Annotated in this window: 23 protein-coding genes; 17 read left to right on the forward strand and 6 right to left on the reverse strand. The window is 46.2% G+C overall.

What is annotated here, in order from left to right:
• Window positions 1–10 precede the first annotated feature (10 nt).
• The 10 genes from malP to lnrN all read left to right on the forward strand — a co-directional run bounded on the left by malP (window position 11) and on the right by lnrN (window position 12,093).
• Window positions 11–1,594: a PTS maltose transporter subunit IIBC gene (gene malP / locus M1D65_RS04430; protein WP_003233606.1), complete on the forward strand. Its 1,584-nt coding sequence runs from the start codon at window positions 11–13 to the stop codon at window positions 1,592–1,594.
• A 105-nt stretch (window positions 1,595–1,699) separates the two neighbouring features.
• Complete coding sequence (locus tag M1D65_RS04435) at window positions 1,700–3,421, forward strand: ABC transporter ATP-binding protein (RefSeq protein ID WP_276354730.1); 1,722 nt, start codon at window positions 1,700–1,702, stop codon at window positions 3,419–3,421.
• Window positions 3,415–5,229, forward strand: a complete 1,815-nt coding sequence (locus M1D65_RS04440; RefSeq protein WP_085187149.1) for an ABC transporter ATP-binding protein — start codon at window positions 3,415–3,417, stop codon at window positions 5,227–5,229. Before M1D65_RS04435 ends, M1D65_RS04440 begins: the two co-directional genes overlap by 7 nt.
• Window positions 5,230–5,382: 153 nt before the next feature.
• The gene (catD, locus tag M1D65_RS04445; RefSeq protein ID WP_003244204.1) at window positions 5,383–5,787 is read left to right on the forward strand and encodes a DoxX family oxidoreductase CatD; all 405 of its coding nucleotides are present in this window, start codon (window positions 5,383–5,385) and stop codon (window positions 5,785–5,787) included.
• A 17-nt stretch (window positions 5,788–5,804) separates the two neighbouring features.
• Window positions 5,805–6,662 carry a catechol 2,3-dioxygenase gene (catE, locus tag M1D65_RS04450; RefSeq protein WP_064671921.1) on the forward strand — a complete coding sequence of 286 codons (858 nt, stop codon included), beginning with the start codon at window positions 5,805–5,807 and terminating at the stop codon, window positions 6,660–6,662.
• A gap of 117 nt (window positions 6,663–6,779) precedes the next feature.
• Window positions 6,780–7,982, forward strand: a complete 1,203-nt coding sequence (locus M1D65_RS04455) for a sensor histidine kinase (protein WP_021481181.1) — start codon at window positions 6,780–6,782, stop codon at window positions 7,980–7,982.
• A complete protein-coding gene (gene lnrK, locus M1D65_RS04460) occupies window positions 7,979–8,641 on the forward strand; it encodes a two-component system response regulator LnrK (protein ID WP_032726622.1) in 663 nt (220 codons plus the stop codon). Before M1D65_RS04455 ends, lnrK begins: the two co-directional genes overlap by 4 nt.
• A 142-nt stretch (window positions 8,642–8,783) precedes the next feature.
• On the forward strand, window positions 8,784–9,719 hold the full coding sequence (lnrL, locus tag M1D65_RS04465) for a linearmycin resistance ATP-binding protein LnrL (RefSeq protein WP_064671922.1): 936 nt from the start codon (window positions 8,784–8,786) through the stop codon (window positions 9,717–9,719).
• A 12-nt stretch (window positions 9,720–9,731) separates the two neighbouring features.
• Window positions 9,732–10,922, forward strand: a complete 1,191-nt coding sequence (lnrM, locus tag M1D65_RS04470) for a linearmycin resistance permease LnrM (protein ID WP_064671923.1) — start codon at window positions 9,732–9,734, stop codon at window positions 10,920–10,922.
• 13 nt (window positions 10,923–10,935) lie between these two features.
• Entirely contained in the window at window positions 10,936–12,093 is a 1,158-nt protein-coding gene (gene lnrN, locus M1D65_RS04475) for a linearmycin resistance permease LnrN (protein WP_038829492.1), read from the forward strand.
• 72 nt (window positions 12,094–12,165) lie between these two features.
• Here lnrN and padR read toward each other — a convergent pair whose 3' ends face one another.
• On the reverse strand, window positions 12,166–12,714 hold the full coding sequence (gene padR, locus M1D65_RS04480) for a transcriptional regulator PadR (protein ID WP_003233588.1): 549 nt from the start codon (window positions 12,712–12,714) through the stop codon (window positions 12,166–12,168).
• Between the two features lie 271 nt (window positions 12,715–12,985).
• Between padR and estB the strand changes: the two genes are divergently transcribed.
• Together estB and M1D65_RS04490 are read left to right on the forward strand one after the other, a co-directional pair.
• Window positions 12,986–13,618, forward strand: coding sequence for an esterase EstB (gene estB / locus M1D65_RS04485; RefSeq protein ID WP_003243184.1), 633 nt, complete (start codon window positions 12,986–12,988; stop codon window positions 13,616–13,618).
• 218 nt (window positions 13,619–13,836) lie between these two features.
• Window positions 13,837–14,925: an acyltransferase family protein gene (locus M1D65_RS04490; RefSeq protein ID WP_029317461.1), complete on the forward strand. Its 1,089-nt coding sequence runs from the start codon at window positions 13,837–13,839 to the stop codon at window positions 14,923–14,925.
• A gap of 35 nt (window positions 14,926–14,960) precedes the next feature.
• Here the strand turns inward: M1D65_RS04490 and M1D65_RS04495 are convergent, their stop codons facing one another.
• On the reverse strand, window positions 14,961–15,578 hold the full coding sequence (locus M1D65_RS04495) for a TetR/AcrR family transcriptional regulator (protein ID WP_042978133.1): 618 nt from the start codon (window positions 15,576–15,578) through the stop codon (window positions 14,961–14,963).
• Window positions 15,544–16,797: an MFS transporter gene (locus tag M1D65_RS04500; RefSeq protein WP_128992550.1), complete on the reverse strand. Its 1,254-nt coding sequence runs from the start codon at window positions 16,795–16,797 to the stop codon at window positions 15,544–15,546. The genes M1D65_RS04495 and M1D65_RS04500 overlap by 35 nt, the downstream gene beginning before the upstream one ends.
• A 123-nt stretch (window positions 16,798–16,920) precedes the next feature.
• Here M1D65_RS04500 and bstA point away from each other — a divergent pair, with 123 nt between their 5' ends.
• Window positions 16,921–17,457: a bacillithiol transferase BstA gene (gene bstA / locus M1D65_RS04505; protein WP_456270796.1), complete on the forward strand. Its 537-nt coding sequence runs from the start codon at window positions 16,921–16,923 to the stop codon at window positions 17,455–17,457.
• On the opposite strand, the gene M1D65_RS04510 is transcribed toward bstA, so the two are convergent.
• Together M1D65_RS04510 and M1D65_RS04515 are read right to left on the reverse strand one after the other, a co-directional pair.
• Window positions 17,454–19,010, reverse strand: coding sequence for an MFS transporter (locus M1D65_RS04510; RefSeq protein ID WP_434517706.1), 1,557 nt, complete (start codon window positions 19,008–19,010; stop codon window positions 17,454–17,456). The genes bstA and M1D65_RS04510 overlap by 4 nt on opposite strands.
• 111 nt (window positions 19,011–19,121) lie before the next feature.
• On the reverse strand, window positions 19,122–19,604 hold the full coding sequence (locus M1D65_RS04515; RefSeq protein ID WP_003233577.1) for a MarR family transcriptional regulator: 483 nt from the start codon (window positions 19,602–19,604) through the stop codon (window positions 19,122–19,124).
• Window positions 19,605–19,775: 171 nt separating this feature from the next.
• On the opposite strand from M1D65_RS04515, the gene mprF reads away from it, so the two are divergent.
• Entirely contained in the window at window positions 19,776–22,346 is a 2,571-nt protein-coding gene (mprF, locus tag M1D65_RS04520; protein WP_014476202.1) for a bifunctional lysylphosphatidylglycerol flippase/synthetase MprF, read from the forward strand.
• Between the two features lie 18 nt (window positions 22,347–22,364).
• On the opposite strand, the gene M1D65_RS04525 is transcribed toward mprF, so the two are convergent.
• Window positions 22,365–23,342, reverse strand: coding sequence for an ABC transporter substrate-binding protein (locus M1D65_RS04525; protein ID WP_014476203.1), 978 nt, complete (start codon window positions 23,340–23,342; stop codon window positions 22,365–22,367).
• 130 nt (window positions 23,343–23,472) lie between these two features.
• Between M1D65_RS04525 and M1D65_RS04530 the strand changes: the two genes are divergently transcribed.
• The 3 genes from M1D65_RS04530 (at window position 23,473) to M1D65_RS04540 (ending at window position 26,498) form a co-directional block, all read left to right on the forward strand.
• Window positions 23,473–24,474, forward strand: coding sequence for a FecCD family ABC transporter permease (locus M1D65_RS04530; protein WP_003233570.1), 1,002 nt, complete (start codon window positions 23,473–23,475; stop codon window positions 24,472–24,474).
• Complete coding sequence (locus tag M1D65_RS04535) at window positions 24,471–25,502, forward strand: FecCD family ABC transporter permease (RefSeq protein WP_003233568.1); 1,032 nt, start codon at window positions 24,471–24,473, stop codon at window positions 25,500–25,502. The genes M1D65_RS04530 and M1D65_RS04535 overlap by 4 nt, the downstream gene beginning before the upstream one ends.
• 114 nt (window positions 25,503–25,616) lie before the next feature.
• Entirely contained in the window at window positions 25,617–26,498 is an 882-nt protein-coding gene (locus M1D65_RS04540; RefSeq protein ID WP_125121377.1) for a PhzF family phenazine biosynthesis isomerase, read from the forward strand.
• Window positions 26,499–26,557 lie beyond the last annotated feature (59 nt).

Genomic DNA, 26,557 nt, shown 5'->3' on the forward strand with positions numbered 1-26,557 from the left:
GGGTTCTGGTATGATGCAAAAAATTCAGCGCTTTGGAAGCGCGATGTTTGTGCCTGTTTTATTATTCGCGTTCGCCGGCATTATCGTCGGTATCAGCACGCTCTTTAAAAATAAAACCCTCATGGGACCGCTCGCCGATCCTGACGGTTTTTGGTATCAGTGCTGGTATATCATTGAGCAGGGCGGCTGGACTGTCTTTAACCAAATGCCGCTCTTATTCGCCATTGGCATCCCGGTTGCTTTGGCGAAGAAAGCTCAGGCACGCGCTTGTTTGGAAGCGCTTACTGTCTACCTGACATTCAACTATTTTGTCAGCGCGATATTGACGGTATGGGGAGGAGCATTTGGCGTCGACATGAATCAAGAGGTCGGCGGAACGAGCGGGTTAACGATGATTGCGGGCATAAAAACGCTCGATACCAACATTATCGGAGCGATCTTTATTTCTTCAATTGTCGTCTTTTTGCATAATCGCTATTTTGATAAAAAACTGCCCGATTTTCTCGGCATCTTTCAAGGCTCAACATATATCGTGATGATTTCCTTCTTTATTATGATCCCAATTGCCTTGGCTGTGTCTTATATTTGGCCGATGGTTCAATCGGGAATCGGCTCGCTTCAAAGCTTCCTGGTTGCTTCTGGGGCGGTGGGCGTTTGGATATACACGTTTTTGGAACGGATTTTAATTCCGACCGGCCTTCATCACTTTATTTACACGCCGTTTATTTATGGCCCGGCTGTAGCGGAAGGCGGGATCGTCACGTATTGGGCACAGCATCTCGGCGAATATTCGCAAAGCGCCAAACCGCTGAAGGAGCTCTTTCCGCAAGGCGGATTCGCGCTTCACGGCAACTCGAAAATCTTCGGTATTCCGGGTATCGCCCTGGCTTTTTATGTGACAGCCAAAAAGGAAAAGAAAAAACTCGTCGCAGGGCTGCTGATTCCTGTCACACTGACAGCGATTGTCGCCGGTATTACAGAGCCAATTGAGTTTACGTTCTTATTCATTTCACCTTTCTTATTTGCGGTTCACGCCGTGCTTGCCGCCACAATGTCGACAGTTATGTATATGGCCGGCGTCGTCGGAAATATGGGAGGCGGACTGATTGAGGCGGTGACCTTGAACTGGATTCCGCTCTTTGGCAGCCACGGTATGACATATGTGTATCAAATTTTGATCGGGCTCTCGTTTACAGCAATTTATTTTTTCGTCTTCAGATTTTTAATCCTCAAATTCAATATCGCTACACCAGGACGGGAAAAGGATGAACAGCAGGAAACAAAGCTGTATTCGAAAAAGGAATACAGAGAAAGAAAAAACAAGGATGAAACGGCCTCTGCTGCTGAAACTGCTGATGACACCGCTTTTCTGTATATTGAAGCGCTGGGCGGAAAAGACAACATCACTGAAGTCACAAACTGCGCCACCCGCCTCAGAGTCAGTGTCAAGGATGAAACAAAGGTTGAACCCGACAGCGTATTCCGCGCGCTTGGCGCACACGGCGTTGTCAGGAACGGGAAGGCGTTTCAGGTAATTATCGGATTAAGCGTACCGCAGATGCGGGAGCGTGTGGAAAAAATATTGAATCAATAAAGACAGCCCTCCTTTTCGGGAGGGTTTTCGTTTGCCGTCAAAAAGACCGCCATAGTAAAGTAAAGAAAGAGACAATCGAGTAAAAAGGGGTTTGGAGGCTTTTACATGCAAAAGGCTTTGTCGTTTTTAAAACCATATTCATTGCTGGCGGGAATTGCTCTGATTCTTATGTTGACGGAGCTTGCAGTTGAACTGATGCAGCCTTTATTGATTGCAAAAATCATCGACGATGGGATATTGAAGCAAGATCTGCGGCATGTATGGATATGGGGCGCGGTCATGATCGGGCTGACCGTGTTATCCTTTGCGGCGGGGATGCTGAATTCCTTTTATGCCGCCCATGTCAGCCAAAGCTTTTCCTATGATACGAGAAAAGTGCTTTTTCAAAAAATCCAGTCCTTCTCCTATTCCACATTTGGACAGTTTTCGTCCTCTTCTTATATCACAAGGCTGACAAACGACGTCACACAGGTTCAAAATATGATTTTTATGAGTTTGCGGTTTATGCTGCGGGCTCCCTTAATGATTGCAGGCGGCATTGTGCTATCGCTTGCCGTTAATGTGAAACTCGGCTTTTTTCTGCTTGTGACCATTCCGATCCTGATCTTGTTTTTGCTATGGGTATTAAGGAAAGGCGGGGCACTGTTCCGCTCAGTGCAGAAAAGGCTGGATCAAGTGAACACTATCATGCAGGAAAATTTAATTGCAATCAAGCTGATCAAAGCGCTGCTTCGCGGCAGCCACGAAGTCAAACGATTTATCAAAGCCAACACAAGGCTGATGGAAAAAACGGTTTCGGCCTTTCAGCTTGTGGAATTCACGATGCCTGTACTGATGCTTTTGATGAATCTCTGCATCCTTTTGATTTTGTGGGCGGGGTCCTACAGTATCACGAGCGGAAGCACTCAGGTTGGCGATGTTGTTGCGATAATTAACTACGCAACACGAATTACAGGCGCGCTTTCGATGTTTCCATTTTTGATTATGATTTTCACCAGGGCGAAAGCTTCAGGGGATAGAATCGGCGAGGTGCTTGAAACAGAAGGCGATGAGCGGGAGGAAGGCATCATATCTGATCGTTTGTCAGGACGGATTGAGTTTCAGCATGTATCCTTTCGCTATCCTGAAATGGACAGAGAAGCGCTCAGGGATGTCTCATTTTCTGTAAAACCAAGAGAAACGATCGCGATTCTCGGTGCGACGGGCTCGGGCAAGTCCACGCTTTTTCAGCTCATTCCGCGGCTTTATCAGCCGGATTCAGGCCGCATTTACATAGATAAAAAGCCGGTTCAAGATTTTCCGGCTGAAGGGCTGCGCAGGCAAATTGGATATGTACCTCAGGAAGTCCTCTTGTTTTCCGGCACAATCAAAGAAAACATCGCTTGGGGCAAAGAAAATGCTTCACTAGATGAAATAATGGATGCGGCCAAACATGCGCAAATTCATGAAACGATTTTGAAGCTCCCAAATGGATATGACACAGTTTTGGGGCAAAGAGGCGTCAACCTGTCCGGCGGCCAAAAACAGCGAATTTCCATTGCGCGGGCACTGATTCGAAAACCGGCTATCCTTCTATTAGATGACAGCACAAGCGCGCTTGATCTGCAAACGGAGGCGAAGCTGCTTGAAGCAATCAGCACATACCATTGCACAACTTTGATCATTACACAAAAAATAACCACGGCGATGAAAGCTGATCAGATTTTGCTGCTTGAGGACGGCGAACTGATTGAAAAAGGCACTCATAGTGAGCTGCTTTCTGCATCTCAGTTATACAAGCGCATTTACGAGTCACAATTCGGAAGGGAGGGGAGCGAGTCATGCTAAAAGACATCCGCAAGCCTTTCCAATATCCCAAACTGCCAATTGACAAAAAAGAAGGCGCGAAAAAGCGGGCGAAAGCAAAGGATACAAAGGGCACACTGAGACGAATCTGGTCTTACTTGGCTGAAAGAAAAGGACTGCTCATACTTGTCATGCTGATGGTTGTCATCAGCGCGATATTCGGGCTCCTTGGCCCCTTTGTGATCGGAAAGGCCATTGACCATTTTATCGTCGGGAAAACGGTCAGCGGCTTGATTCCCGTTTTGCTTCTTCTGCTCGCTATCTATATCATTCAGTCCCTGTCGCTTTGGTTTCAAAACTATTGGATGATTACGATCTCGCAGGGCACGGTTTTCAGAATGAGAAGCGAATTGTTCACCCATCTGCATGAGCTGCCGATTCCATTTTTTGATAAACAGCGGCACGGCGAGCTGATGAGCCGGGTGACGAATGACATCGAAAATGTCAGTTCTACCTTAAACACGTCAGTCATTCAAATTTTGTCAAGCGTGATCACCTTTGTCGGGACGATTGCGGTGATGCTGTACATGAGCCCGCTCCTTACATTGATTACGCTGACCATTATTCCGGTGATGGCAGCGAGCCTGAAATGGATCACCAACCGAACGGGAAAGCTGTTTAAAGAACAGCAGAAAAACCTTGGTGATCTGAATGGGTATATTGAGGAATCTGTTTCAGGCGCAAAGGTCATCAAAGCATATTCACGTGAGAAGCAGATTACTGCTGAATTTCTCGAAAAAAACGCTGCACTCAAGACGTCGGGCTTTTGGGCGCAGACGATTTCCGGGTTTATCCCGAAGGTCATGAACTCTTTGAATAACTTAAGCTTTACAATGATAGCGGCAATCGGCGGTTTGTTTGCGCTGAAAGGCTGGATCTCGATCGGCTCCATCGTCGTCTTTGCCGAGTATTCAAGACAATTTACACGCCCTTTAAACGATCTGGCCAACCAGTTTAATACGATGCTGTCCGCAATCGCCGGCGCTGAACGGGTGTTTGACGTGCTTGATGAAAAAGAAGAGCGCGAGGATGAAAAGAACGCCGTGCATCAGCCCATCCAAACAGGCAGCATTGAATTCCGGGATGTGTCCTTCGGTTACGATAAAGGGCAGCAGACGCTGAAGCATTTACAGTTTACCGTGCCTGCCGGGCAGTCCATCGCGTTTGTCGGGCCGACGGGGGCGGGGAAGACAACCGTCACTAACCTTCTCGCCCGTTTTTACGAGCCTAACGAAGGAAAAATTTTAATCGACGGTACAGATATTAAAACCCTTACTAGAGCAAGCCTCAGAAAAAACATGGGGTTTGTTCTTCAGGATTCTTTCTTATTTCAGGGAACGATCAGAGAAAACATTCGCTATGGCAGGCTCGATGCTTCTGATCAGGAAGTCGAAGCCGCTGCAAAAACAGCGAATGCCCATAGTTTTATTGAAAGGCTACCAAAAGGGTATGACACCGTGCTGACGCAAAACGGTTCGGGCATCAGTCAAGGACAGAAGCAGTTGATTTCTATAGCGCGGGCGGTGCTTGCCGATCCGGTTCTTCTCATTTTGGATGAAGCGACAAGCAACATTGATACCGTAACAGAAGTCAACATTCAAGAAGCGCTCGCCCGTTTAATGGAAGGAAGAACAAGCGTCATCATTGCCCACAGGCTGAACACCATTCAAAGAGCGGACCAGATTGTGGTGCTAAAAGACGGTGAAATGATTGAAAAAGGCAGCCATGACGAGCTGATTCGGCAAAAAGGATTTTACGGTGACTTATATGAAAGCCAATTTGAGAAATAGACCTTTGTCCTGCACAGAGGTCTTTTTTGTTACAGATTTATAGTACTTTTATTTCATTTTCGTAAAATGTAACAAAATTACTTGACGTAAACAAGTTATGTATATATACTAGCTTACATTAAGTAAGTGATAACATTTATCAAGGAGGATAAAATGAATAAATCATTTGAAATTGGCACATTACTTTTAAGAGTTATTACAGGTATTATCTTTTTTGTTCACGGTTTATCAAAGTTTCAGGGAATGGAGGGCACCATCCAATTTTTCGGCAGCATAGGCCTTCCAAGCTTTATGGCGTATGTCATCGCAGCGATTGAACTCATTGGCGGAGTGCTGGTCTTCTTCGGATTGGCTACACGTATTGTCGGTGTACTGTTCGCTCTTACACTGATCGGCGCCATCATCACTGTTAAGCTGAAAGCGCCATTCATGGGCAATGCAGAATTTGATTACCTTCTGCTTTTGACATCCATTCACCTGGCGCTTACTGGAAGTCGATTCCTGGCGCTGGACCCATTTGTGTTTAAAGGAAAAAAGAACGGAAACGTTTCAGCATAAGAAAAGAGGCATGCAGCATGACCAGCATTCATGAGGATACACACATTGGCTATGCCAAACTCACAATTCGCAGTCTGGAGCGTTCGCTTCAGTTCTACTGTAACGTCATCGGTTTTCAAGTCTTAAAAAAGACGGATCGCCAAGCTGAATTAACGGCTGACGGGAAACGCGTACTGCTTATTCTTGAAGAAAATCCGAGCGCTGTCGTCTTGCCTGAACGGTCTGTGACAGGCCTTTATCACTTTGCGATTCTTCTTCCGGACAGGAAGGAACTTGGGATCGCGCTCGCCCGCTTGATTGAACACGGCATTGCTATCGGACATGGGGACCATGCTGTCAGCGAAGCGCTCTACCTGTCTGATCCTGACGGAAACGGCATTGAAATGTATGCTGACCGCCCCCGCAGCACGTGGCAGCGTGATCTGGAAGGAAACTATGTCATGACGACAACCGCTGTTGACATTGAGGGCCTTCTGGAAGAGGCAGGAGATGAGCGGAAAACATCGCTTCCGAACGATACAATCATCGGACACATTCATCTGCATGTCAGTGATTTGAAAGAAGCAAAGGCGTTTTATACAGATGTACTGGGCTTTGACATTGTCGGAAACTATGCGGGCATGTCCGCCCTCTTCGTTTCAGCCGGGGGGTACCACCATCATATCGGCTTAAACATTTGGGCGGGAAGAAATGCGCCGCCTAAACCGACAAATGCCAGCGGACTAGACTATTACACTGTTGTCCTGCCTCACCAAGAGGAGCTGGTTTTAGTGGCGAACCGAGTCAAACATGCCGGGTATTCGATTGAAGAGACGGAAAACAGTTTTCGTGTGAAAGACCCTGTTTCCGGCGCCTATATTACATTTGTGATTTAACTGCAATCCCCTTGCCGAAAAAACGGCAGAGGGATTTTTTATTTTCCAGAAACTCCTGTCAAAAATGCCCTCAGGCAGGTATGATAAGAAGGGAATTGGGCATCGGGAGTGATGAGCGTGAAGGCTCTTTTTTTTACTAGGATTTTCACCTTAATGGTAAGCTGTTCGGTTTATTTTTTTCTTGTAGAGGATGACAGCTGGTTTGAGTATTTGTTCATCGCTGGCGGTGCGAGTGTATTCTTAGCAAATCATCTCTTATTAAGGGTACAGAAATATGCAATTATTTTTTGTCTAATTGATATTGCAGTTGGCTTTTCGTTCGGTTTCATGTTTCCGGGTACAGGTTTATATATTACATTGCTCAGCCCGGTTGCTGTTACCTTTTTTCTGAAGGGATTTGACCGAAAAACGGTATGGTCTGTCCTGTGTTTTTGTTTTATGATGTGGCTGATTGTTCTATTACGCACATATCATATGCTTGGTGATGAATATGTGATGGATCATTGCATCAGCATGACATTCGTTGTCTTCTGCGGTGTCGTGGGCAAATTAATCCGCAAGCTGTTGGAGGCTCAGGATACGGCAAAACAGCAGTTTCAGGAACTGACGGAGTCCCATCTGGCGCTGTCTGCCGCACATCAGGAGCTCCATTTATATGCGAAGCAAGTTGAAGAGCTGACTGCCATTTACGAGCGGAACAGAATGGCGCGGGAAATCCATGATACAGTGGGGCATAAAATGACGGCCCTTCTTGTCCAGCTGCAGCTTTTGCGTGAATGGCAAAAAAGAGACAGCCAAAAAGCGGATGAGACAGTAGGTGTCTGTGAAACACTTGCCCGTGAAGCGCTTGATGATGTCCGCTTATCAGTACGCACTCTGCAAACTGAAAACGATCCTTCGCTAATCGAATCGCTGAAACAGCTGACAGAGGACTTTTGCAAAAATGCAGGAGTCACAACAGAATTTGCGGTCAGCGGTGATCCAGCAATCATCCCGCTGTCTCTCCATCCGACCCTGATCAGAACGGTGCAGGAAGCACTGACCAATGCCAAACGGCACGGCGGCGCCACAGCCTGTTCGATACAGCTTGCCTGCACAACGGACAGCATCAGCCTTGTCATTAAGGATGACGGCAAAGGCAATCCCGAGGCAGCACTTGGTTTTGGTCTCTTGAATATGAAAAAGCGGGCAGCGGAACATGGCGGAATGATCCGCTTTGAAAGCGAACAGGATCAAGGATTTACTGTGAATGCAGAATTTTCACTTGCCAATAAAAAATGGAGCTTCAGGCCCGTGCAGCAAAAGGAGAGTTTATCATGATTAAGATCATCATTACCGACGATCAGGATATCGTCAGAGAAGGGCTGGCATCCCTGCTCCAGCTCCGAGAAGAGCTCGATGTGATCGCAACGGCGCGAAACGGACAGGAAGCATTCGAAAAGGCGAAAGAGCTGGAGCCGGATATCGTATTAATGGACATCCGCATGCCGGTTTCCAACGGGGTGGAGGGAACAAAATTAATCACAAGCTCGCTGCCCGGCGTAAAGGTTTTGATGCTGACAACCTTTAAGGATTCAGCGCTGATTGCTGAAGCGCTTGAAGAAGGAGCAAGCGGGTACCTGCTGAAGGATATGTCGGCAGATACGATTGTAAAAGCGGTGATGACTGTTCATTCTGGCGGAATGGTGCTTCCGCCGGAATTGACTGCCCAAATGCTGAATGAATGGAAGCGTGAAAAACAACTGAAAGGAATAAATGAGATAGAAAAACCTAAGGAGCTGCTCGGCCTGACCGAGCGCGAAATCGAAGTTCTGGCTGAGCTGGGATACGGGCTGAATAACAAAGAAATTGCCGAAAAGCTTTACATTACAGAAGGCACAGTCAAAAACCACGTTTCAAATATTATCAGTAAGCTGGCTGTCAGGGACAGAACCCAAGCCGCCATTTACTCGGTCAGATATGGTGTATCTGTCTTTTGACATATGACGTTTTGCATATACGCTTCTCTGAAAAGGCCTTTTACAGGCCTTTTTTTCATGCCCTATGTTCTATCTGCCGCTACATGCCGCACGCCTTTCTTTCTTCTACAATGGCAATGGATCAAAAAAGGAGTGAGACGACGTGCTGCAAGCAGAAAATATCAAAAAGGCATATGGGAAAAAAACAATCGTGAAAGGCATTTCTTTTTCCCTCCAAAAGGGGGAGTCGTTCGGTCTGCTCGGGCCAAACGGTGCGGGGAAGTCCACAACCATCTCGATGATTTCCGGCCTTGTGCCGCATGACAGCGGGAACATCACGGTGGGCGGCTATGTCATCGGAAAAGAAACGGCCAAAGCGAAACAAAAAATCGGCATTGTTCCGCAGGAAATTGCATTATATCCGACGCTGACGGCTCATGAGAATCTTATGTTTTGGGGGAAAATGTACGGACTTACGCATGGTGAGGCCAAAAAAAGATCGGCAGAGGTCCTTGAATATGTCGGTCTGACTGAGCGGGCTAAAGATAAGATTGAAACATTCTCCGGGGGAATGAAACGAAGAATCAACATCGGTGCGGCTTTAATGCATAAGCCCGAGCTGCTGATTATGGATGAGCCGACTGTCGGTATTGACCCTCAATCGAGAAATCACATTTTAGAAACGGTTAAACAGCTCAACGAAACGGGCATGACGGTGATCTATACGAGTCATTACATGGAAGAAGTTGAGTTTTTATGCGACAGGATCGGGATAATTGATCAGGGGGAAATGATTGCGATTGGCACAAAAACTGATTTGTGCAGCCGCCTTGGGGGCGATACCATCATTCAGCTCACGGTCAGCGGGATCAATGAAGCGTTTCTTGTGGCGATCCGATCTCTGGCCCATGTGAATGATGTAACAGTACATGAATTAGAGCTCAAAATTGACATTTCTGTGGCTCATCATGAGAAAGTCGTCACCAGCCTGCTTGCTGAAGCTGCTGCTCATCATATAAACCTGCTGTCCCTTCAGGTGCAGGAACCGAATCTGGAGCGCCTGTTTCTGAATCTGACCGGCCGCACGTTGCGGGATTGAGGAGGGACGGCAATGAAAAAAAGCATATGGATCGCATGGAAAGATGTCAAAATCAGAATCACGGACAGAAAAGGGTTTATGATGCTTATCCTAATGCCGCTGATCCTAACGTGTATTTTAGGGGCAGCGCTCGGATCAGTTGTTGACGGAGGCAGCCGGATTGATGACATCAAAGTCGGCTACATTCAATCAGACCAGTCAGATGCAGCAAACATGTTTACAAAAGATGTTCTCAAAAAAATGAAGTCGATAAAGGCCACAAAAGCCGGCAGCAAAGACAAGATGAAAAAACTGATTGATGAAAAGAAAATCGATGTAGGCATCGTTATCCCGAACCATTGGGAAGCCGGCAAAACCTCAGCTGTTGTTAATGCCGCTCCTGATCAAACATTGAAAAGTTCCATCATTGAAACAGCTGCAAGCTCATTTATAGAGCAATATAAAGCGGTAAAGGAAGCCGCGTCAGCCTCAATGGACTACATCAGCAAAACGGAAGCTGTACAGCAAGGAAAACTTGACCCTGCACAGTTTGCAGAAAAGCTGGCAAAGACGCTAGAAAAAGAAACAGGTGACAAGCTGACTATTGCGGAAAAATCTGTGGGCAGCAAAGCCGTTACCAGTTTTCAATACTATTCGGCGGCAATGCTTTGCATGTTTATGCTGTTTCATATCACAGTCGGGGCGAAATCATTTTTACAGGAAAAGGATACGGAGACGCTTGCCAGAATGCTGATGACGCCTGCGCAAAAATCCGTCATTCTCTTCGGAAAATGGCTTGGGACGTATCTGTTTGCCATCATACAATTTTTCATATTTCTGATCGTCACAATCAATGTATTTGGTGTGGACTGGGGCGGTAATCTGCTGTTCGTGAGTGTACTCGGGCTTTCTTACGCCGCAGCTGTATCTGGTATTTCAATGCTGCTTGCGTCGTGCATCAGCGATATGAAAACTGCAGATGCGATAGGCGGCTTCGGCATTCAATTGCTTGCGGTTCTCGGCGGGTCCATGCTGCCGCTGTACCAATTTCCGGACGTCTTGCAGTCTGTATCCAAAGCGGTGCCAAATCGCTGGGCGCTTGACGGCTTTCTTTCTTTAATGGAAGGGGGAGGCTGGGCTGACCTTCAAAAGCCTGTGCTTCTTTTTGCGGCGATCGGCTTTTGTTCACTTGTAATTGGTATCAGACGGCTTCATACAAGATAAGGAGGTACAAAAGGTGAAAAAAATTCTAGCCATTTGCGGCATTGAGCTTTCTCTCATTTTTAAGAAGCCACAGAACTATTTGATCATGTTTGCTGCCCCGCTTTTGCTTACCTTTGTATTTGGGAGTATGCTCAGCGGCAATGATGATAAGGTGCGGCTTGCAATCGTTGATCAGGACGATACGATTCTCTCACAGCATTATATTCGGCAGCTGAAGGCACACGATGATATGTATGTATTCGAAAACATGTCTGAAAGCAAAGCGTCAGAAAAGCTGAAACAAAAGAAAATTGCCGGGATCATCGTCATTTCCCGCTCGTTCCAGACACAGCTGGAAAAAGACAAACATCCTGAACTGATTTTCCGTCACGGCCCTGAGCTGTCGGAAGCGCCGATGGTCAAACAATATGCAGAAAGCACATTGGCAACGCTCAATATTCAGGTGACCGCGGCAAAAACGGCATCGCAGACAGCTGGAGAGAACTGGAAGGCTGCGTATAAAACCGTTTTCGCCAAAAAACATGAAGATACAGTTCCGGCTGTAACACGACAGACGCTCAGTGATAAAAAAGAGGGTGCGGAAGCAAGTGACACAGCCTCCAGAGCAGCAGGGTTTTCCATCCTGTTTGTCATGCTGACCATGATGGGAGCGGCTGGAACCATTTTAGAAGCAAGAAAAAACGGCGTATGGTCCAGATTGCTTACAGCCTCTGTCAGCCGAGCCGAAATCGGTGCTGGGTATGTGCTGTCCTTCTTTGTCATTGGCTGGATTCAATTTGGCATATTGCTTCTCGCAACCCATTGGCTGTTTGGCATCAACTGGGGGAATCCGGCTGCGGTTATGGTGTTGGTGTCGCTTTTTCTGCTGACCGTTGTCGGCATTGGATTGATGATTGCGGCCAATGTCAGAACGCCAGAACAGCAGCTTGCGTTCGGTAACTTGTTCGTCATCGCAACATGTATGGTGAGCGGGATGTATTGGCCGATCGACATTGAACCGAAATTTATGCAATCCATCGCTGAATTTCTTCCGCAAAAGTGGGCGATGAGCGGGCTGACAGAGATTATCGCTAACGGTGCCCGCGTCACAGATATTCTCGGAATCTGCGGCATCTTGCTTGCTTTTGCAGCAATCACTTTCGCAGCGGGGCTGAAAGCGCTCCGAGCCTAAAAAACATCTGCCGTTTAGGCAGATGTTTTTTTGCATGTAGGTACATTCGTATGGGTGCAGCCTGAACTGCGGTTAATCCTTATCTATCATAGCTAAAATTGATTCCAGCCAAGAAACGTAATTTTTCTCCCGCTCCAGCGCTTTCGTCAGCACAAGATAGTGGCCGAAGTCCGGTGAAGAAAATGACATCGGCTCTGCTGAAGCCATAAGCTTTTCATAGCTTCCCTGTAAGTCAGAAAGCTTGGCCTGGCGTTTTTGCAGCTGGTCTTTGAACAAATCAGAAGCCTCCTGGCGCGATAGACAAGAAATGAAATAAGCCTTCAGCATAAATTCATCCTTCACCGTCTCGGGTATCGGCTGGTGGCGGATCAGCCAGTCATGAAGTTCCTGCTTTCCGCTGTCTGTCAGGGTGTACATCTTTTTCTCCAGCTTTGTGCCCTGAATCGTTGTCCGGAACGTGATAAATCCTTCATCCGTCAGCTTTTTGAGCTCAGGGTAAATCTGGCTGTGCTTGGCGCTCCAAAACTGGCCGAGCTCCTCTTTAAAATAACTCGTAATATCGTATCCACTCAATTCGCCTTTTCGCAAAAGCCCTAATATGGCGTATTTTAATACTCTCATGCTATCCTCCGTGTCTGGCTGTTTCGCAAAACAGATGAGCCGGTGCTCAACTGTGATTCTAACTGCCTATTCCCCTTATTATAGAAAAGGGAGGAAGGGAACACAACCGGGCTCTTTGGAAATGAAGATAAAAGGTTTGTCAGAAGGTATCCGATTTATCTCCATCATATAAAAGAAATTTAAATTTAATTTTCAGAAAAAATATTAACCATATTGATTTTTTATGTATGATAGGAAATTGGTGGTATCAACATTTTAAGGGGGAATAAACGTGAAAAAAGTACTTATGGCATTCATTATTTGTTTATCGCTGATTCTATCTGTTTTAGCCGCTCCGCCGTCTGGCGCAAAAGCTGAATCAGTACATAATCCTGTCGTTCTTGTTCATGGAATAAGTGGCGCATCATACAACTTTTTCGCTATTAAAAACTACTTAATTTCTCAAGGCTGGCAAAGCAACAAACTGTACGCAATTGATTTTTATGATAAAACAGGAAATAACCTAAATAACGGCCCGCAGCTTGCTTCATATGTTGACCGTGTTTTAAAAGAGACGGGGGCAAAAAAAGTAGATATTGTGGCTCATAGTATGGGAGGCGCCAATACGCTGTACTATATTAAATATTTAGGCGGGGGCAATAAGATTCAAAATGTCGTAACGCTTGGAGGGGCTAATGGTTTAGTGTCATCAACGGCGCTGCCGGGTACAGATCCTAATCAAAAGATCCTCTATACATCTATTTACAGTCTCAATGATCAAATTGTAATCAATAGCTTGTCTCGGTTACAAGGAGCGCGAAACATCCAGCTTTATGGCATCGGTCATATTGGCTTGCTCTCTAATAGCCAAGTGAACGGCTATATCAAAGAAGGGCTGAATGGCGGAGGCCTCAATACAAATTAATATCTTCATAAAAAACCTGCAGTCTCCGTTACGGCAGGTTTTTTGCATTTTTCTAGCAATCTCGTCTGAGAAAGATACACCAATAAGCCAGAGGGGTTTATGACCTTAGTCTATCATGCATACGTCAATTTATGACATCAGGCACTTTTTCAAATAGAGCGGACATGTTAAGGTACAACCATCGATTTCTATCAATTTGAAATAAAAGGAGCGCTGTTATGCAAATTAAAGAAATTTTTATGATCCGCTGCATTTCGTGCTTAAGTGTCGTCTTGCTCCATATCATTTCAATGGTCCTGATGCTTCAGGCAGAAGCTCTTGCAGATATTTCTCACACTGTTGATTCTTTCCGAACACTCCTGATGTTCAGCACGCCCGCTTTTATTTTCATCTCTGAATTTTTACTGGCCCGTTCTTATCCTGATGGGGTGCCTGACGGTTTTTTAAAGAAGCGGGGAAAAGTGATTTTTGTTCCTTTTCTATTTATCGCGGCCATCGATGCGCTGCTGATGACCAGTGCGATGGGGGGAGAGGTAACCTTTCTCGCGTTTGTGCAAAAATATCTGGAGAACGTATTCTTAGGAAACTTTATCGGATACTTCATTCTCGTCATCTTTCAATTTTACATGCTGCATATGATGTTTCATGAGTATTTGAAAAAAGCATCGCCGAAATGGGTGCTGTCTATCTCATTTGTGGTGACAGCCGCTTATTTAGGCTATTTCTCCGCAGCCAGCCCGGCTCCTGCTTCTGAAGAGGGAGGGGCATTTCCGTTCTTCTGGGTTCCGTTCGCAGGCTGGCTTTTCTACTTTTGTCTAGCCTACTATTGCGGAAAAGAATACAAGCGTTTTTTAGCGCTGCTGAACCAATACCGCTGGGTGGTGTACGGCGCTGCAATTGCTTCTGGGGCGCTGGTTGTCACTGTTTCTTATGTCGGTGAAATCGGCATGATCAGCTCGAAGCGGCCTGATATCATGCTGTATTCAACAAGCATGATTTTCCTGTGTTTTCACTTGTTTTCCAAAATGAAGCATGTGCCGAAAATCATGATGTTTATCAGCAACTATTCCTTTTCGATTTATCTGCTTCATGCCTATTTTATGATTATAGGCTACGTGTTGCTTTTGAATATGCCCGAAATTCCTGCCGTACCGGCTGTTCTCCTGCTGTTTGCCGTGTGTACAGCCGGCCCGATTCTGACCTCGTGGGCACTGAATAAATTCAAATACGGGTATTTATTTGTGGGGAAAATTTATCAGCCAAAACAGAAGAAGGTAACAGTCGAAGTGCGTGATCACGCAGGGTGAAAAACAAGCGGCAGGAGGGCTCCTGCCGCGTTTCTTTACTTCTCATCCGCTTGCAGAACTGTTTTTAAATATAGTTTTGCAGACTCAGCAAGTCCAGATACATCAGCTTTTTCTTCATCGAAATACAGGGCGTTTTGAATGATGCCGTCATTCATATTGAGGAAAAACTTGGCGATAGTCGCAAGAGGCTGAAGCGGCTGAAACTCTCCCTGATCGATCCCTTTTTGCAATAGCTTTGAAAATCTTTCCACAAAAAGATCATACCTTTTCTCCAAATACTGTCTACGTTCCTCATTCCGCCAAGCTGTCACTAAATATTCAAATTGCACCGGCGCCAGCGTATCTGCTACATCACGCAGGCCCTCAGTCAGTTCATCCAAATAGATTGAAATGGCGGACCAAACACTTTGGTGTTCAGCTGATTTATCAAGCTTTCGGAGTCCTTCATCCAGCCCTGTTTCAATAATGCGGCGAAACATCTCCTCAGTGCTTGAAAAATAAAGATAGACACCGCCCCGGCTGAAACCTGACTCTTCTACAACGTCCTTCATCGTCGTTAATTCGAATCCTTTACGTTTAAAAACCGTTTTGGCAGCCTCTAAAATCTTTGCCTGTCGTTTATCCTTGTGCTCCTTTGTTACTTTTGGTGACAAGATATCGCCTGCTTTCTGCAATTTTCTTACCTATAAGTGTAATCAACCCAATCATGATCAGCAAGCAGCCACAGACAAGAAAAGCAAGTGATACACCGATCCATTCCGCCAGCACGCCCCCGCCCGCCATGCCGAGGATAGAGGCGAGGGTTGTCGCACTCTGAATAGCGCCGAACACCCTACCGCTGTAATCGACAGGCACTGTTGTTTGCACGAGAATCTGAAATGGAATATGGACGAGGCCGAAAGCCGCCCCCATGATGAAAAAAGCAAATATAAAGAGAGTGATGCCGGCAATTCCCATACCGCTTAGGAATGGCGCACCTCCAGTTGCTAGTCCAAGAAGAAGGGTTCCAGCTGAGAAATAAAGCAAATAAGAAGTGATTCGCCGTCTGCCGGTAATGGCCGCTGTAAGGAGCATCCCGGCTCCGCTGACGGCCATGCACCAGCCTGCAAGCTCGGGCGGAGCTCCTGAAAAGGAGCGGATAAGAATAATCGCTTGGGAATCACCAATCTGCAAAACAAAGAGAACGACGCAAGCTGTGAGTAAGCCTGTTAATAGAAGCGGCATCCGTTTCAAAAACTGAAGGCCTTCCTTGATAGAAGTAAGTGCTGATGTTTTTTCTTGAGGTGTATTGGCTTTTTGTAAAAAAGCATCTCTGGGAAGGAAAAACAAAATGACAGCGGAAAGAAAGAAGGCGCCGGCGTTTATATAAAAAACAGAGTGTATCGAGAAAGCAGCGATCAGCGTGCCGCCAAGGGCAGGGCCGAAGATTTTTGAGCTGTTATCAATGATGCTGCTGACGGAAACGGCCTGCTGAATGTGTGCTTCCGGAGCCAATTCCTTAAGCTTTCCGTTTTTAGCAGGTAAAAAAAGTGAAGAAAAACAGCTCTGAACGGATAGCAATACGTAAAGCTGCCAAAGCTCACTGACATAAACGCAGCTGATAACAGTGAGGGCACGGCCGATTTCAGATAGAAACATAATCGTTTTTCTGTCAAAACGGTCGGCGAGTAGGCCCGATACAGGTCCAAGTACAATGACAGGCAAAGCAAATGACATCATTAAAAGCGACATATCTAATGGTGAAGCATCCAGCTGAAAAGCGGCTAAGGTTAGCACGGCCAAAATGTGAAGCCAGTCTCCAAGTGAAGAAATGGTTTGCGAGGCTAACAGTGTCATCAGCCCTTTTTGAGTGCAAAACAACGGTTTTTCCATGATTCATCCTCCTAAATAATAAAAATGACACGAGTGTCGTTTTTATTGTATGGGAAAAAGACGCAATACACAATCTTTTTCTTGTAAAATAAAGGTGAAGCTTGAATAGAAGGGAGAACATGCATGACATCAGTCAATCTAAGCTACCCAATAGGAGAATACAAGCCGATGGAATCCATATCGAAGGAGCAAAAAGATAAATGGATTCAAGTGCTTGAAGAAGTGCCGGCAAAATTGAAGCAAGCTGTAGAGGGCATGACGGACAGCCAGCTTGACACACCGTACCGGGACGGTGGATGGACCGTTCGGCAAGTTATTCATCATCTGGCTGACAGTCATATGAACAGCTATATTCGTTTTAAATTGAGCTTGACGGAAGAGACACCGGCTATCCGTCCGTATGATGAAAAAGCATGGTCGGAGCTAAAAGACTCGAAAACGGCAGATCCGAGCGGCTCACTTTCGCTTTTGCAGGAGCTTCACGGAAGATGGACGGCTCTGCTCCGCACCCTGACGGATCAGCAATTTAAGCGCGGATTTTATCACCCTGATACAAAGGAGATCATTACCCTGGAGAACGCGCTCGGCCTGTATGTCTGGCACTCACATCACCATATCGCTCATATTACGGAGCTTTCCAGACGGATGGGGTGGTCTTAACGCTTTTGCCGGCGGAAAGCCGGAATACTGATAGCAGCAATCACCAGAAGTGAGATCACAGCAGCCGCTGCATATAAATGATCATAGCCGCTGGCGACACTCGCATGAATGGCGTCGCTTATCGCGGTTTTGACTTCAGGAACGGGAATGCGTTCGATTTGTTCTTGTAAAGAAGAAACATCAGAACTGTCGATCTCCGGAATCATCTGCATCGCCTTTTCTGAATATCCGCTGTCCGATAAGCGGCTGCTGATCTCATCACCTATTTGGTCAAACCCGGCTGTGATAAAACCTGCATAAAGAGTAGGCGCCAAGGTCAGTCCAATTTGCCTTACTAATGAAAGCGTGCCAAGAGCTGTACCCTTATTTGTTTTTGCCGCTTCTGATACAAGGACGTTCAGCGGAGCGCCTAACAGAAAGCCAAAACCGATCCCAGCTGCCACACTTGCGATCACAAACTCCCATTTTTCCGTCACCCAGAGCGGAAATAAAGCAAACCCCGCACATGAGATGATTCCCGAAAGAATAACGGTTTTTACAGGACCTTTTTTGTCGGTAAGCGCTCCGCCAAGCCAAGCGCCGATTCCGGAAGCCAACGCAAGCGGTGTCATCCAATAGCCTGCTTTTGCGGCAGGGACACCCAAATACTGCTCGACATATGACGGGATAAAAATGACTGCCGCCAAGAGCCCCCCGGATAACAAACCGATGATAAGCGTGCGCTGAAACATATGGTTTCGCAGCAGAGAATACGCCAAAATGGGATCGCCTCCTCGCATTTCAACTCTCTTTTCATACGAGATAAGCGCTGCAAAACAAAGTATGCCAAAAATAATACATCCATAAACCTCCGGATTCCCCAAGCTGTGTAAGAGATTTGCCCCGTCAAGGTTCGTCATGCCGTACATCACGGCTAAAATCGACAGGGATAGAAGGAAGATTCCGGCCGTGTCGAGGCGCTTAGCTTCAGGTGCTTTTGTTTCCGCGATAAAGTATGCGCCGAAAACAACCAATAGCACGGCAATCGGCAAATTAATCAAAAATAGCCAATGCCAAGACCCGGTCCAATCAAGCAGAAAGCTTCCGATATTTGGCCCTAGCACAGCGGCCATCCCGTTCATTGCGCCAAGCAGCCCAAGGGCCTTCCCCTGTTTTTCCTTTGGGAGAGTCGCGAGAATGTGAGAGCTGCCGATGATGAAAATCCCGCCGCCTCCAAGCGCCTGAATCAGCCGCGATATCAGAAAGAGCGGGAAGCTTTGGCTCAAAGCAACAAGCAAAGAACCAAGTCCGAACAGGCAAACCTCAATGAGAAAGAGTTTTTTTCTGCCGTAGCGGTCGGAAAGCTTTCCGACGATTGGCACACTGACGCTAAGACCAAGCGTATAAAGGGTAATGCCCCATGATCCCCAGGAAGGAGAAACGGAAAACGACTCGTTTATCGTTGTTAAGGCAGCTGAAATAATTCCGTTATCTAGCGCAGCCATAAATACACCAATCGTAAACAGGCTGATCGCCCACTTTTGGCCTTTCTGCTCTGTTAATGCTTCAGACATATTCATCAACCCCTTTTTTATTCATTCAAAGTATATTATTCATTTTAAATGAACTAAATGTCAAATAAAAAAAGCCTGCTCCCGCAGTTTGCGGATGACAGACTTACAGATTTATTCTTTTTTCGCTTTCTCTAATGCTCTTGAAAGGATAGACAGCCCTTCGGAAACAGCCTGCTTTTCTTCAGGGGACAGCAGCTCTAATGAACGCTTCAATTTCAGGTGGCCTTTTTCATACAAACCCCGGAAAATCTTTTTCGCATTCTCTGTCAACTGAACAACTACAGAGCGGCGGTCCTCTTCAGAATGTGAGCGTTTGACAAATCCTGATTTTTCAAGCCGGTCAAGCAGCCCAGTTGTATTGGACAGGGAAGCCCCCATTTTTTCAGCAATGTCGCTCACTTTCAATGTTCCATGGTTGTTTAATAGCATCAGCACCTTCATTTGCGGCATGCTCATATCCAGCTTCATCCACTCGGACACATCACCGAGCCCGGCGGAAGTTAAGACTTTCATATAGAGCACCCATATTTCCCGTTCCTCCGATGAAAGAATGTTTTCGTTTAATACTGTTGTATCGTGTAAATTATATTCCATTTCATCACTTCCTCATCATTCACTCCTCTTACCATATTACTCGATTTTCACTCCTGAAAGAAAGTGAGCAGAAACCGCATGCGGGACTTTGTCCGAAAAATAACGGTAGTGTATAATGAGTTGGAGATTATTGGGGGAGAGGATCGAACTAGAATATGATTGGAGAGACCATTGCTGATTAAAAAGAATGCTTTATCAATATTAAAAATCGTTTTTCCTATTGCTGTTTTGCTATTTGTTATTTATCAATCGAAAAAAGAACTGACAAATCTGTCTTTCAAACGTACGCTCATGGTCATCAACGGACTGGAACGAACGGACTTATTCATGCTTGTGTTGATCGGCTTGCTGGCTGTTGCGGCCATGTCGCTGTATGATTACGTCCTGAAATACTCACTGCGTCTATCGATCACAAACGGAAAAGTATTCAGGGTTTCCTGGATCGCCAATTCATTTAATAATGTGCTGGGCTTCGGCGGTTTAGCCGGCGTCGGGTTAAGAATGATGTTCTATAAGGAGCATACGAAAGACCATAAGGCACTCGTGAAAGGAATCGCCTGGCTCACATCATCTATGCTGCTCGGATTATCTGTTTTCAGCATTTTCGTCGCTGCGAGAGTGCTGCCAGTGGATGAAGTGATTCATGAAAAGCCTTGGCTATGGGCGGTCGTTATCGGTTTTGCGCTGATATTGCCGCTGTCTTTGGCGGTGTCCAAAATAAAAGACCGCAAAGCTGGGGACGAAGAGAATGCGGATAAAGTGAAAAATCCGATTTTCGCATATATTGGAGCTTCAGTTGTTGAATGGCTCATGGCCGGGATCGTCATCTATTTTGCTTTGTTCGCTATGGGCATTCATGCAGATATCAGGTATGTGTTCGGGGTGTTCGTCATTGCGGCGATCGGAGGAATGATCAGCCTCGTGCCGGGCGGCTTCGGCTCGTTTGACCTTTTATTTTTGCTGGGGATGGAGCAGCTTGGCTATCATCAGGAGGCCATCGTTACTTCTATTGTGTTGTACAGGCTCGCCTACTCATTTATCCCATTTATCTTGGGACTGTTCTTTGCCGCCGGCGACCTGACGGAAAATACAATGAAGCGGCTCGAAACGAACCCGCGCATCGCACCGGCAATTGAGACGACAAACGTTCTGCTTGTTGTTCAGCGTGCGGTATTAGTGAGAATTTTGCAAGGCTCGCTTTCCCTTATTGTGTTCGTAGCAGGTCTGATTGTCTTGGCCTCTGTTTCCTTGCCGATTGACAGGCTGACGGTTATACCGCACATTCCGCGCCCGGCGCTTTTGCTGTTCAACGGCCTGTCCTTAAGCTCAGCGCTCATTCTGCTAATTTTGCCGATCGAGCTTTATAAACGGACAAAACGTTCCTATACGATGGCCATTACAGCGCTTGTCGGCGGCTTTGTGTTCAGCTTTTTAAAAGGGCTTAACATCAGCGCGATATTCGTACTGCCGATGATTATCGTATTGCTTGTGCTATTGAAAAAACAATTTGTCCGCGAACAGGCATCCTATACACTGGGACAATTGATATTCGCTGTGGCGCTGTTTACTGTGGCGCTCTTTAACTACAATCTGATCGCGGGCTTTATTTGGGACCGGATGAAGAAGGTGCTGCGTCACGAATATTTCGTCCACAGCACCTCGCATATTACACATGCAACCATCATGGCGATCATTATTGTGCCGCTGTTCTTCTTGATATTTACAGTGGTCTATCATAAGAGAACGAAACCGATCGGAGAGAAAGCTGACCCTGAGCGTCTTGCTGCGTTTCTCAATGAAAAAGGCGGCAACGCGCTGAGCCATCTTGGTTTTCTTGGAGATAAGCGGTTTTATTTTTCCAGTGATGGGAATGCACTGCTTCTATTCGGGAAAATCGCCAGAAGGCTGGTCGTGCTCGGCGATCCGTCTGGCCAAAGAGAATCATTCCCGCTCGTGCTGGAAGAATTTCTGAACGAAGCGCATCAGAAGGGATTCAGTGTTTTGTTCTATCAAATTGAACGAGAGGACATGGCGCTGTATCACGATTTTGGCTACAACTTCTTTAAACTTGGCGAGGAAGCATATGTAGATTTAAATACATTCACCTTGACTGGGAAGAAAAAAGCTGGCCTTCGGGCAATCAATAACCGCTTTGAGCGGGAGGAGTATACTTTCCATGTGGATCATCCCCCATTTTCTGATGCGTTTTTGGAGGAGCTGAAGCAAATCTCAGACGAATGGCTCGGCTCGAAAAAGGAGAAGGGATTCTCGCTCGGATTTTTTGATCCTTCCTATTTACAGAAAGCGCCGATCGCCTATATGAAAAATGCAGAAGGAGAGATCGTTGCATTCGCAAATGTCATGCCGATGTACCAGGAGGGAGAGATATCGGTTGACCTAATGCGCTATCGCGGCGACGCTCCAAATGGCATTATGGACGCATTGTTTATCCGTATGTTTTTATGGGCAAAGGAAGAGGGCTGCACGTCATTTAATATGGGGATGGCACCCTTGGCTAATGTCGGCACTGCCTTTACATCCTTCTGGTCCGAAAGGTTTGCCGCTGTCATTTTTAATAATGTCAGATACATGTACAGCTTCAGCGGCCTAAGAGCCTTTAAAGAAAAATACAAACCGGAGTGGCGAGGGAAATACTTAGCGTATCGGAAAAACAGATCTCTTTCTGTTACCATGTTCCTCGTTACACGTCTGATTGGCAAAAGCAAAAAAGACTCCGTCTAATAAGACGGAGTCTTTTTTTTATTTCGTTTTTAAGAAGTAGGTTTCAATATCATCAAGCAGGTAGTTTGCGGCTTTAATTCCGCCTGCGGTTGTCCATACGACGTCATCGACTTCATGCGCATTACCTGATTTCACGGCCTTTAGGTTTTTCCATAGTGAACTGCTTGTCCACTGATTGGCCCATTTTTCATTTTCCTTTGCATTATCGGCTTTATAAGTGAAATAAAACAGCACATCAGCATCCATATCAGGAATAGATTCTTTACTGTCAGTTGAGAACGTAAATTGGTCCTTTTGTTTCTTGAACAGTTCTACTTGTTTTTCAGGGCGTTTGAAGCCAAGCTGGTCTAAAATAATCCCTGAGAATGAATCGGTATAATAGATTCTTGATTCACCGGATAAAAAGCGTACGACTGAAACGGTTTTGTTTGTCTGGTCGCCCAGCTTGTTTTTTAAATCAGAAACACGTTTATCAAAATCGGCAATGACTTCCTTGCCTTTGTCCGCCTTATTCACCGCGTTGGCGTATAGAGTCAGGTTATCCTTCCAGTTCCCGGCCAAAGATTCAGCAAAAACAGTCGGCGCAATCGCATTTAACTGATCATAAATTTTTTCCTGGCGCACTTTGTTTCCAATAATCAAATCAGGCTTTAATTCTGCGATGGCTTCCACATTCGGTTCCGTTTCAAGACCGACGTTTTTAACACCTTTCATGTCATCTTTCAGATAGTCATACCACGGGTCGCCCTTCCATGACTTTACGGCTCCGACCGGCTTAATGCCAAGCGCTAAGAGCGCCTCTGTTCCTTCATTAGTTAAAACAACAATCCGTTTTGGATTGGCGGGAATGTTGTCTGATGTCCCCATTGCATGTTTGACCGTTCTTGTTTTGCTGCTTGACCCCTCGCTGTTGCTTGAACTTTCTGAACTATTACAGGCAGAAAGTACCATAACGGCCATTAAAAATACGAATAGCATGCTGATATGCTTTTTCATCTTTTTCCTCCCAATATTGAAATTCATTATCATTTAGATCATAATAAGCAGTGTTAAGAGTGTCAATCCCTAATTGAGGATTATTCTCAAAAACAAACATTACATAGTAAATAACTAGGAGAATTAGATCATGATCTGCAAAAAGGCATCTTCAAAATGGATTGTGTTAGTATGTCTGATTTTCATTTTACTGGCGGCTGTCTGCGCAAGCGTCGTGTACGGCTATACAGGTACGTCATGGAGACAGGTCTATCAGGCGTTTACTTCCTTCAACGGAACAAATGAGCATGTCATCATCAAGGATGTCAGGCTTCCGCGCGCTTTGGTTGCGACAGTCGTCGGCGCCTCGCTTGCAGCCGCGGGCGCTCTCATGCAGGCGCTCACAAAAAATCCGCTTGCGTCACCGGGGATTTTCGGGATTAACGCCGGTGCAGGTTTTTTTATTGTTGCCGGATCGTTTTTTCTGCATATTCAGTCACCTCAGGCATTAGTATGGAGCTCGTTTCTGGGGGCAGCATTTACCGCCGCGATCGTCTATGCAGCAGGCTCGCTTGGGAGGGAAGGGCTGACGCCAATCAAACTGACGCTGGCGGGAGCTGCCATGGCAGCCATGTTTTCTTCTCTGACACAGGGCTTGCTGTCTGTCAACGAACTCGAGCTTGCCCAGGTGCTTTTTTGGCTGACTGGCTCTGTGCAGGGCCGGAGTCTGGATCTGTTGATGACGATGTTTCCATATGCAGCGGCAGCGCTGGTAATCTGCTTCTTTCTCGGCCAAAAAATTAATCTCCTCGTTATGGGAGAAGATGTGGCAAAAGGACTCGGCCAAAAAACAGGCCTGCTGAAATTTGTGATGGCGCTTTGTGTTGTCATGCTTGCAGGGTCCGCTGTCGCCATTGCCGGGCCGATTTCTTTTATCGGCATCATTATTCCGCATTTTGCCCGCTTTGTCGTTGGTAATGATTATCGCTGGGTTCTGCCATTTTCCGCTGTTTTGGGTGCCATTTTGCTTGTTTGCGCGGATATCGGTGCGCGATATATCATTATGCCTCAGGAGGTTCCTGTCGGGGTCATGACCGCCATCATCGGAATGCCTGTGTTTGTGTACATCGCAAGAAGGGGGGCGAAGCTATGAAACTTCGTTTTGGCGTTACTGCGGCTGAAAAGAAAGCATGGATCGTCTTTTTAATTTTACTGGGGTTAACAGCTGCTGTACTCATCATAAGCGCAGGTCTCGGACAAAGGTTTATTCCTCCCTGGGATGTAGCAAAAACATTCTTTGGTGCAGGTTCCAAGCTGGATGAACTGATGATCATGTCGTTCCGCATGCCAAGAATTTTGACGGCTTTATGCGCCGGTGTCTGCTTGGCAGCGGCAGGCGCGATATTGCAGGGGCTCGTCAGAAACCCTCTCGCATCTCCGGATATTATCGGAATAACAGGAGGAGCGGCGGTAGCGGTCGTGCTTTTAATGATGTTCTTCTCAGACCGCAGCAGTTCACTTACGATCAGTCTGTCATGGCTTCCAGCAGCCGCATTTATCGGCGCATCGGCTGTCGGGCTCATCGTCTATTTACTGGCATACAAAAATGGCGCCTCCACATTTCGGCTGGTGCTTATCGGAATCGGATTTTCAATGTCGGCGCAGGCGATGACTACCCTGTTGATGATCAAAGGCCCGATTTACCGGGCATCACAAGCCAATGTATATATCACTGGGTCAGTTTATGGGTCAAACTGGCAGCATGTAAAAATAGCTATTATCTTATCTGTCATTCTCTTATTCATTTGTTTTGTCGCGCTAAAAAATATGAATATACAGGTGCTGGGTGAAGATATTGCGGCGGGTGCAGGAAGCGCTGTGCAGCGAAATCGTTTTTTCTTGCTACTTTTGAGTACGGCTCTTACTGGTTGTGCAGTTTCAGTTGCCGGCACAATCGGTTTTGTCGGGCTGATGGCGCCCCATATTGCAAGACGGCTTGTCGGCTCATCTTATGGCGCGCTGCTCCCAGCGTCGGCACTTATTGGAGCTCTGCTCGTTTTAACAGCTGATATCGTCGGCAGAACCTTATTTGCTCCGGTGGAAGTGCCGGCCGGCGTCTTTACAGCGGCTATCGGCGCACCTTATTTTATTTATTTGCTCTATAAAACAAGAAATTCTTGATCGTTACACCCATTTTCTTAAAAAAGAAAATGGGTTTTTTTGATAATGACTGAAGATTCGTAATTATTTTTGCTATACTGACAGAGACATTGATAAAGAAAGGGCGGCAGATGAATGAAAGAAGCAGAGGTATTAAAATATGAAGCATTTACAAGCAGTCCCGGCAAAGGAAACCCCGCAGGCGTCGTTTTGCGGGGAGACGTTTATACGGAAGACGAGATGCAGATCATAGCTGAGCGTGCCGGGTATTCAGAAACCTCCTTTATCCGAAAAAGCGAGTCGGCCGATCTTGAACTCCGTTACTTTACACCTGGACACGAAATGAATTTGTGCGGTCATGCGACAGTTGCGTCTCTTTACGCATTATGTGAGAAAGGAATGCTGGAGAGCGGTAAAACGTACAGCATCCAAACGAAAGCGGGTATCCTGCCTGTGAAGATTTCTGAAAAAGATGGCCGTATTCATATCACGCTTGAACAGGCCTCTCCGCAATTCAAACCATTTACAGGCGATCGGAGAAAACTTGCGGACGCACTGGGTATCACCGAAGAGGATTTTCATGAAGACCTTCCGATTGTGTTTGGCAGCACTGGCATATGGACAGCCATCGTTCCGCTTAAATCATTGGAGGCTTCCAAAAAAATGGTGCCAGATAACAAACAATTTCCGGAAGTGCTAATTGATCTGCCAAAAGCTTCAGTCCATCCGTTTACCTTTGAAACCGTTCATCCCGACAGCGACCTGCACGGACGCCACTTTTCATCCCCGTATTCGGGAACGATTGAAGACCCCGTGACCGGCACAGCATCCGGCGTGATGGGGGCTTATATGAAACATTATGGCAATGCCGAGCAGCATAAATTTATCATTGAACAAGGGCAGGAAATTGGAAAAGACGGAAAAGTGGAGATCGAAATGAACGAAGCCGGCGGCCATGTGAAAGTGAACATGACAGGAACAGCCGTTTACTCAGAAACCCGTATTCTTAAAATCTAATACGGATGATGGTTTACAAAAAGATGCACTTTCCGTTATCATTATGAAATGATAATCAT

Source organism: Bacillus sp. JZ39, from assembly GCF_053903145.1.